This window comes from uncultured Thiocystis sp., from assembly GCF_903866365.1.
Classification (GTDB): domain Bacteria; phylum Pseudomonadota; class Gammaproteobacteria; order Chromatiales; family Chromatiaceae; genus Chromatium.
Genome location: NZ_CAIPNF010000306.1, coordinates 1 through 10877, shown reverse-complemented (window position 1 = coordinate 10877; position 10877 = coordinate 1). Strand labels below are relative to the sequence as shown.

General features: G+C 62.9%; 11 protein-coding genes. 1 reads left to right on the top strand and 10 read right to left on the bottom strand.

Going from position 1 to position 10877, the window contains the following annotated elements; genetic code table 11:
* Positions 1 to 165: 165 nt before the first annotated feature.
* Positions 166 to 1104, bottom strand: coding sequence for a M23 family metallopeptidase (locus tag QZY07_RS17450; protein WP_295405477.1), 939 nt, complete (start codon positions 1102 to 1104; stop codon positions 166 to 168).
* Positions 1105 to 1216: 112 nt separating this feature from the next.
* Here QZY07_RS17450 and QZY07_RS17445 point away from each other — a divergent pair, with 112 nt between their 5' ends.
* Positions 1217 to 1675 carry a DciA family protein gene (locus QZY07_RS17445; RefSeq protein ID WP_295405476.1) on the top strand — a complete coding sequence of 153 codons (459 nt, stop codon included), beginning with the start codon at positions 1217 to 1219 and terminating at the stop codon, positions 1673 to 1675.
* On the opposite strand, the gene lpxC is transcribed toward QZY07_RS17445, so the two are convergent.
* The 9 genes from lpxC to QZY07_RS17400 form a co-directional block, all read right to left on the bottom strand.
* Positions 1672 to 2583, bottom strand: a complete 912-nt coding sequence (gene lpxC / locus QZY07_RS17440) for a UDP-3-O-acyl-N-acetylglucosamine deacetylase (protein WP_295405474.1) — start codon at positions 2581 to 2583, stop codon at positions 1672 to 1674. The genes QZY07_RS17445 and lpxC overlap by 4 nt on opposite strands.
* 242 nt (positions 2584 to 2825) lie before the next feature.
* Positions 2826 to 3995 carry a cell division protein FtsZ gene (gene ftsZ / locus QZY07_RS17435; protein ID WP_295405473.1) on the bottom strand — a complete coding sequence of 390 codons (1170 nt, stop codon included), beginning with the start codon at positions 3993 to 3995 and terminating at the stop codon, positions 2826 to 2828.
* Between the two features lie 166 nt (positions 3996 to 4161).
* A complete protein-coding gene (ftsA, locus tag QZY07_RS17430) occupies positions 4162 to 5397 on the bottom strand; it encodes a cell division protein FtsA (protein ID WP_295405471.1) in 1236 nt (411 codons plus the stop codon).
* A 4-nt stretch (positions 5398 to 5401) separates the two neighbouring features.
* Positions 5402 to 6196 (bottom strand): cell division protein FtsQ/DivIB, encoded by a 795-nt coding sequence (locus tag QZY07_RS17425; RefSeq protein ID WP_295405469.1) that lies wholly within the window; start codon positions 6194 to 6196, stop codon positions 5402 to 5404.
* Positions 6189 to 7169, bottom strand: coding sequence for a D-alanine--D-alanine ligase (locus QZY07_RS17420; protein WP_295405468.1), 981 nt, complete (start codon positions 7167 to 7169; stop codon positions 6189 to 6191). The genes QZY07_RS17425 and QZY07_RS17420 overlap by 8 nt, the downstream gene beginning before the upstream one ends.
* Positions 7166 to 8065, bottom strand: a complete 900-nt coding sequence (murB, locus tag QZY07_RS17415; protein WP_295405466.1) for a UDP-N-acetylmuramate dehydrogenase — start codon at positions 8063 to 8065, stop codon at positions 7166 to 7168. The genes QZY07_RS17420 and murB overlap by 4 nt, the downstream gene beginning before the upstream one ends.
* A complete protein-coding gene (gene murC, locus QZY07_RS17410; protein ID WP_295405464.1) occupies positions 8066 to 9493 on the bottom strand; it encodes a UDP-N-acetylmuramate--L-alanine ligase in 1428 nt (475 codons plus the stop codon).
* Positions 9490 to 10593, bottom strand: a complete 1104-nt coding sequence (gene murG / locus QZY07_RS17405; protein ID WP_295405463.1) for an undecaprenyldiphospho-muramoylpentapeptide beta-N-acetylglucosaminyltransferase — start codon at positions 10591 to 10593, stop codon at positions 9490 to 9492. The genes murC and murG overlap by 4 nt, the downstream gene beginning before the upstream one ends.
* On the bottom strand, positions 10578 to 10877 hold a 300-nt coding region (locus QZY07_RS17400), incomplete at its 5' end, for an FtsW/RodA/SpoVE family cell cycle protein (RefSeq protein ID WP_295405461.1). The genes QZY07_RS17400 and murG, both read right to left, overlap by 16 nt.

Below are 10877 nucleotides of genomic sequence, written 5' to 3'. Positions count from 1 at the left end.
GTGCGCCACCTGAGCATGAACCTGTTCGATCAGGAGGGGTCGGCGATCAGCTTGGCCAAGAAGCGCCGCAAGGCCGCGTGGAATGACGACTATCGCGCCAAGGTCGTGTTCGGCTGAGAATTTAAACGCGCTCGCCCTGGGATGACTTGCCTAGACGGATAGAAATCAGCCTGCCGACCGATCGGTCTTGTCTGCCAGCGTGCGTGCTGGCGTATCGCCGAGATAAGGCATTGGGTTGACCGCCTTGCCACCTTTTCGAACCTCGAAATGAAGATGCGGCCCTGTTGCGACACCGGTTGATCCAACGGTTGCGATCTTCTGACCCTGTCCGACCATCTGACCTTCCTGGACCAGATTTTTGTGATTGTGGGCGTAACGGGTCACGAGACCATCCCTGTGACGGATATCGATCACCTGTCCGTAGCCATTCCGACGCCCGCTAAAGGTCACGACACCATCCGCCGCCGCAAGGATCGGGGTACCTCGTGGACTCGCGATATCGACACCTTCATGGAAGATACGCACATTTTTGGTTGGATGAATCCGGAAACCGAAGCGTGAGGTAATATAACCCGAGCGCACTGGCCAACTCGAAGGGGTTTCCCGCGCGGTCAGATCCTTGTTGACGATGACCTCTCCGATCACGTCGAGTTTGCGTTGACGATCCTGAATCATCTCCGCCACCCCGCCAAGCTCGCTGGCGATCTCCTTAATCGTATAATCGTTGACTGGTCCCAGTTCCGGACCGCCTTGGGGGGGAGGGTTGTCAAAATCGAATTCTTCAGGATCGAGACCGGACATCCGGACCAGTCTTTCTCCCAATGCATTGAGCCTCAGGAGTTCCGCCTGCATCTCGCCCAGACGCGCAGCGATGACATTCACGTCCTCTTGATCAACCGGCGGCGAAACGTCTTCCGCGGTTGTTCGCGGCCTTGTTTGGGCGAAATCCAGCACTGGATAGGAGGCATCGGCCACGGCATCGGGAGTTGCGTATTGCGCAATCCAGAATCCCAGCCCCGCGCCCGCGAGGGTAAAGGACAGCACGGCCAAAAGCACTACAACGGCCTGTCCGCGAACGTGTTTGATTCGATCGTGGTGGTACATCGTTTATCTCTGCTTGAGGTCTGTATGAAAAGCGTTCGTCAATGACGGAAGCACTGACCAGCCAACGAATGACGAATGACGAAATGAAAGCAGCTTACAGGAACGAACTCAGATGAACGCCAGGCTTTCGCACATCCGCGATCTGCTGCGGGTCAACAAATCCGCCCGGGATCTCCTCGAACAGCGTCAGCGGGAACTCGCACTGCTTCGGCATACGCACTCCCTACTGCCTGAATCGATGCGAGCGCACTGCCTGGATGCCGCCGTCGCCGGTCATCAGCTCACGCTCTATTTCGATTCTCCAGCATGGACGACCCGGGCGCGCTTTTTGACTGAAGACATCGTCACATCGCTGGGCAAGCAGCAAATCACCGACATCCGCATTCAAGTCAGAGTGAATTGCGACGACATCGCCTGCCCATCCCAAACACAGGTTTCCAGGCGAAGATTGACGGTCGACACGGTGAAACACCTGCTCGAAGCAGCGGACAACATGCGTGATCCAGAATTAAGGGATGTACTCAATCGCTTCGCGAGCCGCCATCTTCCCACCCCGGTGGAAAAAGATTAGACAGCGGTAACCGGCTGCGCATAGCAGATCGGCGCTTCCGCCGAATCCTCGAAGACCACCTCTTCCCAGGCCGCCTCATTGGCGACCAGCGCGCGCAACAAGGCATTGTTCAACGCATGCCCTGATTTATGCGCGGTGAAGGCGCCGATCAGGGTGTGTCCAAGCAGATAGAGATCGCCGATAGCGTCGAGGATCTTGTGTTTGACGAATTCGTCCTCGAAACGCAAACCCTCCTCGTTCAGGACGCGATACTCGTCGACGACGACCGCGTTATCCAGACTGCCGCCCAAGGCCAGGTTATGCTGGCGCAAGGCTTCGATCTCTCGCAAAAAACCAAATGTCCGCGCCCGACTCACCTCTCGCACAAAGGACGTGGTGGAAAAATCCACCGTGGCACGATTCGCGCGTGCATTGAACGCCGGATGATCGAAGTCGATCGAAAAATCGACTTTGAATCCATTATAGGGCGTGAAACGTGCGACCTTATCGCCATCGCGAACCTCGACCGGACGCTTGATCCGGATGAATCGCTTGGGACGATTCTGTTCCAGAACGCCAGCCGACTGAAGCAGGAAAACGAACGGCGCGGCGCTGCCATCCATGATGGGTACTTCAGCGGCGCCAACGTCCACACAGGCATTATCGATCCCCAACCCCGCAAAAGCGGAAAGCAGATGCTCGACTGTGGAGACTTTGACGTCGCCGCTCGCCAGCGTCGTAGACAGACGTGTATCGGTCACGTTGAACGGCGTCGCCTTGATCTCCACTGACGGATCGAGATCCATCCGCCGAAACACGATCCCTGAGTCGGGTGCCGCGGGCCGTAGCGTCAACTCGATTTTTTCGCCCGTGTGCAAACCGATCCCTGTCGCGCGGATCACATTCTTCAAGGTACGTTGCCTGAGCATCGGTCGGGTCTCCCATCGCGGTCCACGGCGGCTGACGGCTTCTTGCTCATGCACAGAAGCACTTGAACCAACCATTCCTGTCAGTTCAACCGCTCTTGCCTGCTCGCCATCGCGTTACGCGCTCCACACTGGAGCACTTTGCCGTTAGCTTAGGGTTTTCCCGAACTTATTTCAAGCTTAATATTGGATGCAACAAAATACCTTTGTTTTTTATCGATTTTTTATGGAAGGGAAACCCCTAGTCAGTCAGCCTGACGCCGCAGAAACGCTGGGATATCCAGATAGTCCATATCCTTTTCGTCGACCGCTTCAGCCACGGCCACCCCACCCGCTTTCCGATAGATCGCCGGCCGACGCTCCATCTCCCGATAGTCCGGCTGACCGTCGTTCAACTCGCCTCCCGTGACCAACCGAATGGAAGACTCGCCACCCGCGCGCTTATTCATGACATGGCGGCGTTCGCCCAGTCCTGTCGCCACGACGGTGACGCGCAGTTCGTCCTCCAGTTCCATATCGACCACCGTGCCCACCACGACCGTCGCCTCGTCGTCGGCAAAGTCGCGGACCGTGTTACCGACCTCGTCGAACTCGCCGATGGTCAGGCTCGGACCCGCCGTGATATTGACCAGAATGCCCTTCGCCCCGGCGAGATCGATATCTTCCAGCAGCGGACTCTTGATGGCGGCCTCGGCGGCCTCGCGAGCGCGATTGGCGCCCCGCGCGGAGCCGGTTCCCATCATGGCGACACCCATGTTTGACATGACCGTTTTGACGTCGGCAAAGTCGACGTTGATCAGTCCGCGGCAGGTGATGAGTTCGGCGATGCCCTGAGTCGCGTTGAGCAGGACATCGTTCGCCGCCTTGAAGGCGTCGAGCAGACTCATGTCCTTGCCGAGCACGGCCAGCAGTTTTTCGTTGGGGATGGTGATCAGCGAATCGACCGATTTGGCGAGCTCGGCAATCCCTTCCTCGGCAATCCGCCGCCGCTTGGCGCCCTCGAACGGAAACGGCTTGGTCACTACCGCCACGGTCAGGATCCCGAGTTCTTTCGCCACTTGGGCCACCACCGGCGCAGCGCCCGTTCCGGTCCCGCCGCCCATGCCCGCAGTGATGAAAACCATATCGGCGCCTTCCAGCGCTTCCTGGATACGATCGCGATCCTCGATCGCCGAATGCCGGCCCACCTCCGGATCAGCGCCGGCCCCGAGGCCTTTGGTAATGTTGGCACCCAGTTGCAGGATGGTCTTGGCATTCGTGTTTTTCAGTGCTTGAGCATCGGTGTTGGCACAGATGAAATCCACGCCCTCGATGGTCGACGCCACCATGTGGTTGACTGCGTTGTTCCCACCGCCGCCGACACCGATGACTTTAATGACGGCATTCTGACTATGGGTATCCATGAGCTCGAACATTGATCTGTCTCCCAATTGAAGGCTTTGCAATACCTGAAACCTCGTTCAGCCGCGCGCCAGGCGCACGACCACCCCCCGAAACGACCGGCGCGCACGACCGGCGCCTGTCCGAGACCGCAGGCCGCGGTCCATCTACCATTAGGGGCAGAATTCTAACCCCATCATGTTAAAAATTACCTTGGAACCAACTACGCATGCGCGACCAAGCACCTTTAAAACCGAGATTTTCGGATAGCTCGGTACTGCGCGAGAAGCGATGCTGGCGCGCGTACATCAATAACCCAACGCCGGTGGAGTGGATCGGATTGTTCACGACCTCGTCCATCCCGATCACATGCTGCGGCAGACCCAAGCGCACGGGCATATGAAAAACCTCCTCGGCCAGGTCAATCAGACCCTGCATCTTCGCGCTCCCACCGGTCAGCACCACACCGCCCGCGACCAGATCCTCAAAGCCGCTGCGGCGCAATTCGTTGTGCAGCAGTGTCAGCAGCTCCTCGTAGCGTGGCTCGACCACCTCGGCCAGAGTCTGCCGCGACAGCCGCCGTGGCGGGCGATCGCCAATACTCGGTACCTCGATGGTCTCGCTATTTCCGGCGAGCTGTGTCAGTGCGCAGGCGTGCTGGATCTTGATTAATTCGGCATGTTGCGTCGGCGTGCGCAACGCCACCGCAATGTCGTTGGTGACCTGGTCGCCCGCGATCGGGATGACCGCCGTATGCCGGATGGCGCCATCGGTAAACACCGCCAGATCGGTCGTGCCGCCGCCGATATCCACGACGCAGACACCAAGTTCCTTCTCGTCCTCGCTGAGCACCGCGTAACTGGAACTCAACTGGGCGAGCACCAGATCGTCCACCTCCAGCCCGCAGCGCCGGATGCATTTGATGATGTTCTGGGCCGCGCTCACCGCGCCGGTCACCATGTGCACCCGCGCCTCCAGACGCACGCCGCACATCCCGATGGGTTCGCGGATGCCCTCCTGATTGTCGATGATGAATTCCTGCGGCAGGATGTGCAGGATTTTTTGATCCGCCGGGATCGCCACCGCACGCGCCGCGTCGATGACGCGATCGACATCGGCCTGCGAGACCTCGACCTCTTTGATCGCGGTAATCCCGTGCGAATTGAGGCTGCGCACATGGCTGCCGGCGATGCCGGCATGGACCGAATTGATCTCGCAGCCGGCCATCAACTCCGCTTCCTCGACCGCGCGCTGGATCGACTGGACGGTGGATTCGATATCCACCACCACGCCTTTTTTCAGACCCCGCGACGGATGGATCCCGATGCCGATGATCTCGATCTGATCGTCGTCCTTGAGTTCGCCCACCAGGCAGGCGATCTTCGAGGTGCCGATATCCAGTCCAACCAACAGATTTTTGTCGTTACGTCGCGACATCCAGTTATCCTCGATTGCCGGATCGCTTAGAGCGACCCGTGTTCGCGGGGACCGGCGACTCCGCGCTCGGCGCCCATTTCACGGCGAAACCGTTGCTGTAACGCAGGTCCACCTCCAACGGCTGACCCGCCGCCTCAAGTTGCGGCGCACTGGCGATGAAGCGTGTGAGACGTTCCTCGATGGCACCGGTACCCAATCGCAGATCGGTACCCATGACCAACTCCAGGCGCCAATCTCCACGGGGATCAACCGAGAGGACCTGAATCAAATGCCCCACCAGCATCAGATCTTCGCGCCACTTCAGATACTGCCTGACCAACTCGGGTGCCCTTTTGTCGTCGCCTTCGAGGACGGGCAAACCAGCGGGGATCGTCCCGGTCCCCGGATCGAACACGACGCCCTCCGCGGTCACCAGACGATCGGCGTTCCAGCGAGCGATCGGGCGATGCTCCTCGACCCGCACCTGCAGCCGATCCGGCCAGACCCGGCGCAGACTCGCGCTCCCGACCCAGGAAAGCTCCTCGGCCGCGTTCTTGAGATCGACGAGATCGGCGGTCAGGATCCCGCCGCGCAGCCGCTCGCCGATGGTTTTCTCCAGCAACCGCGAGGAGTGATGATGGAGTTCGCCCTCCACCTCGATCACGCGGATCGGCAACAGACGCGGCTCCCAGTAACCGAACAGCCAGACCGCCGCAGCCATGGCGCACAATAACGCTAACCCGAGGAAAGCGCGCAGACGCGAACGCGGCCGCGACGAATCGCTCGGCGCCGGGGCGATGTCGGGCGTTGACTCAGCCACGACTCAGACTCGTGTCCAGAATGCGCAAGACCAGGGCGTCGAAATCGATCCCGGCGGCGCGCGCGGCCATGGGCACCAGGCTATGGTCGGTCATGCCAGGCACGGTATTGATCTCCAGCAAAAAGGGCCGGCCAGCACCGTCCAACATCAGATCGACTCGGCCCCAGCCACTGGCTCCGACCGCCTCGAAGGCGTCCAGGGACAACTGCCGCAGTCGGGACTCCGCCGTCGCGTCGAGACCGCACGGACAATGGTAGAGAGTGCTGTTGGCCTGATATTTCGCCGCGAAATCGTAAAAGGCGTTGGGCGTCTCCAGCCGGATCAGAGGCAATGCCTCCCGACCCAGGATGGCGCAGGTGTATTCGGCGCCCTGGATCCAGCGCTCGGCGAGCACCAGGTCATCGTATTCGGAAGCCGTTCGCCAGGCCCGCTCGAGCGCGTCGAGCGTCTCCACGCGCGCCATGCCGATGCTCGACCCTTCGTGAACCGGCTTGATCATGAGCGGAAACCCGAGTGCCGCCGCCGCGGGCAGGTCGGCCTCGCCGCGCAGCAGGACGGACTCCGCCGTGGGCAGGCCGCAACCCGCCCAGGCGAGCTTGCAGCGGTATTTATCCATACCGAGCGCCGACCCGAGCACAGCGGAACCCGTGTAAGGCAAGCCGATGGTTTCCAGCGCGCCCTGGATCTGACCGTCCTCGCCGCCGCGCCCGTGCAGAATGATGAAAGCGCGGTCGTAGCCGCCCGCGCGCAATTGCGCCAGAACGGTTGCGTCCGGATCCAGCGGATGGGCGTCAACCCCTTGACGCTGCAGCGCAGCGAGGACCGCGCGGCCGCTCTTGAGCGAAATCTCGCGCTCCGCCGCGCGCCCGCCAAGCAACACAGCGACCTTGCCGAACCGTCGGCGTCCCTCGACTCCGCCCCGCCCCGGCGACTCGGGTGTCGCGGTTGGAGTTTGCACCATGTCGTTTGTCATGAACCCTCTCCGTTGACACGTCTCACCTCGGGAATCAACCGGATCCCCGCGCGCTGCTCGACGGCGTCCCGCACGTAATCGATCAGCCCGGCAATCTCCGTCGCCGTCGCCGTGCCGGTATTGATAATGAAATTGGCGTGTTTTTCGGACACCTGAGCGCCCCCCATCCGATATCCCTTGAGCCCCAGCGATTCGATCAGACGCGCCGCGTGATCGCCTGGCGGATTGCGGAAGACCGAACCGCAGCTCGGCAGACCGATCGGCTGGGTCGCGGCGCGCCGGTCGAGCAGTTCGCGGATGCGCGCCTGGCCGGCCGCGCCGTCTCCCGGTACGAGTTCCAGCGCGACATCCAGAAACCACTCGCCCTCCGGCCCCGTGACCTCGCGGTAGCCCGGCGTGAAGTCCTCGCGCCCCCGCCCCCGGATCGCCCCGGTCCGGTCGATGGTCCGAACGCGGCGCACCTGGGTCCAGGTCTCGCCGCCCCAGGCGCCCGCATTCATGGCCAGCGCGCCGCCCATGGTGCCGGGAATGCCGGCCAGGAATTCGACGCCGATCAGATCGAGTCGGGCGGCAAAACGCGCGAGTTTGGCGCACGCGGTCCCCGACTCGGCCCAGATACCGGTCTTACCATGTCGTTCAAGACCCGTCAGGCAACCCTGGGTCTGGATCACGGTACCGGCGAAGCCCTGGTCGGCGATCAGCAGATTGCTGCCAAGCCCGAGCCACAGGAGCGGCTCGTCCGGATCCAGCAGACTCAGAAAGGTTGACAGATCCTCGGCGTCCGCCGGTCGATAGAAGCGTCGCGCCGGTCCGCCCACCCGCCAGCTCGTGTGGCGTGCGAGCGGCTCGTTCAGCCGTATCTCGCCGCGCAGTGGTTGCATGACCATGCTGGACATTCAGAGCCCCCGCGCGAGCAGTTGCGGCAAGCGCGCCGCCAGGGCGCCGATGTCACCGGCGCCCGAGACCAGCACGATATCGCCATCCAGGAGCAGGTTCGGCAGGAGATCGGGCACCTCGTCGACCGTCTGCGCGAAGACCGGATCGAGATCGCCGCGCACCCGGATCGCGCGACTCAGGGCGCGTCCGTCGGCGCCGGGGATGGGGGCCTCGCCCGCCGGATAGACCTCGCACAACACCAGCGCATCGGCGCTGGAGAGCACCGCCACGAAATCCTCGAACTGTTCCTGGGTCCGGCTGTACCGATGGGGCTGGAAGACCAGCACCAGACGCCGGCCCGGCCAACCGGCCCGCGCCGCTTCCAGGGTCGCCGACAGCTCGCGCGGATGATGGCCGTAATCGTCCACCAGCAGCAAGTTGCGGCCCTGCGCGTCGGTCACTTCGCTGACCACGAAGCGCCGCCCGACTCCTTCGAATTTGGCCAATGCGCGGCCGATCGCCTCTTCGTCGACCCCAAGTTCCAGCGCCACGCAGATCGCGGCCAGCGCGTTCAGCACATTGTGCCGTCCGGGCAGATTGAGCGTGACCCGCAAGGGACGGCGCAGGTCTGCGCCATGGACCAGAAAGGAGGTATACATCCCCTCCTGATGCAGATCGGTCGCCCGCACGTCGGCCTCGGGCCGGGTGCCATAGGTCCGCACCGAGCGCGGCACCATGGGAATCAACGAGCGGACCTCGTCGTCATCGAGACAGAGCACCGCCAATCCATAGAACGGCAGGTGGTGCAGGAACTCCATGAAGGTGCTGCGTAAGCGATTGAAATCATTGCCGTAAGTGCGCATGTGATCGGCATCGATATTGGTGACGATCGAGATCATGGGCTGAAGATAGAGAAAGGATGCGTCGCTCTCGTCGGCCTCGGCCACCAGATATTTGGTTGTTCCCAGCTTGGCGTTGGCGCCGGCGCTGTTGAGCCGCCCGCCGATGACAAAGGTGGGATCGAGACCGCCCTCGGCGAGGATGCTCGCCACCAGGCTGGTGGTGGTGGTTTTGCCGTGGGTGCCAGCCACCGCGACGCCATAATAGAAGCGCATGAGTTCGGCCAGCATTTCGGCGCGACGCACGATCGGAATGCGCGCGGCGCGGGCAGCCTGAATCTCGGGATTGGCTTCGTCGATGGCGGTGGAGACCACCACGGCGTCGGCGTCCGTGACCTGTTCCGCCCGGTGGCCAATGAAGACCTCGACGCCGAGTCCACGCAGCCGGCGCGTTACATCGCTCTCGCGCAGGTCCGATCCGGCCACCTCATAGCCCAGATTCGCCATGAGTTCCGCGATTCCGCTCATGCCGGAACCGCCGATGCCGATGAAATGGAGTCGACGCACCCGCCCCATGCGGGCCGCCGTATGCTGAAGATGGGCGTTCATTGCGTCACGACTCCCAGGGTTTCGCCCAGCGCAAGCTCCAGGCAGGATGCCGCGATCCGCGCCGCGGCATCGGGTTGCGCCAGACCGCGCGCGCGCTCGGCCATGGCCAGCAGGCTTGCGCGATCGCCAAGCAGTTCGGTCAGCAGCGCCGTCAAACCGGCCTGGCTCAGATCGCGCTGGATGACCAAACGTGCGGCACCCGCATCAGACAGATAGCGGGCGTTGCCGACCTGATGATCGTCGACCGCGAAGGGATAAGGTACCAGCACCGACGCCACCCCGGCGGCGGCCAGTTCGGACACCGTCAAGGCACCGGCCCGGCACACGACCAGATCGGCCCAGGCGTAGGCATCCGCCATGTCGCTGATGAACGGCATGATCTCGGCCTCGACACCGGCCAGACGATAGGCGTCGCGGGCGGTCTCCAGGGTGCGCTCGCCCGCCTGATGGCGCACCTCGGGACGCGCGCCTGCTGGCATCGCCGCCAGCGCGGCGGGCAGCATCTCGTTCAGTACTTGCGCCCCCAACGAACCGCCCAGCACCAGCAGTCGCGCCGCGCCGGAGCGCCCGCTCAATCGCTCGCGCGGCGGCGGCAGGTCGAGGATGCTCTGACGCACCGGATTCCCCGTCGCTACCGCGCAGCGATCGTCCGGGAAACTCCCCGGAAAGGCCTCGAAGACCGCCGTGGCGACCCGCGCCAACCACTGATTGGTCATGCCGGGGACAAAATTCTGTTCATGGATCACCAGCGGCAACCCCATCGCGCGTGCCGTCAGACCGCCCGGACCCGAGGCGAATCCGCCCATGCCGAGCACCAGCGAAGGCCGTCGCCGCCGCAGGATGGCGCGTGCCTGCCAGAGCGCGCCCGCCAGTTTGAATGGCGCGCGCAGCCGTTGACCGAGCCCCTTGCCGCGCAAGCCCTCGATGCGGATCCATTCAATCTCAAAGCCATGCTCAGGAACCAGTCGCGACTCCATCCCCTGGCGCGTGCCGATCCAGAAGACCTCCGCCCCACTCGCCCGCAGACGCTCGGCGACCGCGAGTGCCGGAAATACGTGACCGCCGGTGCCGCCGGCCATGACGCCTATGCACGCGCCCATGGGGATCCTCCTTCGACGCCGCCCCTCGCGCCCCGCGAAGCCGACGTGGTGGGCCGCCTGGGGCCGGCGTCGGATTCCAGTTGACGAACGGTGAGATCGATGCGCAGGAGGATGGCGACCGCCATGCAGCCCACGATCAGGCTGTTACTGCCGTAACTCAGGAAGGGCAGGGTCAGCCCCTTGGTGGGCAGGAACCCCACGTTGACGCCGAGATTGACGAAAGCCTGCAAACCGAGCCACAGCGCGATGCCCTGGGCCACGTAGGCCGCGAACGGTTGCTCCGC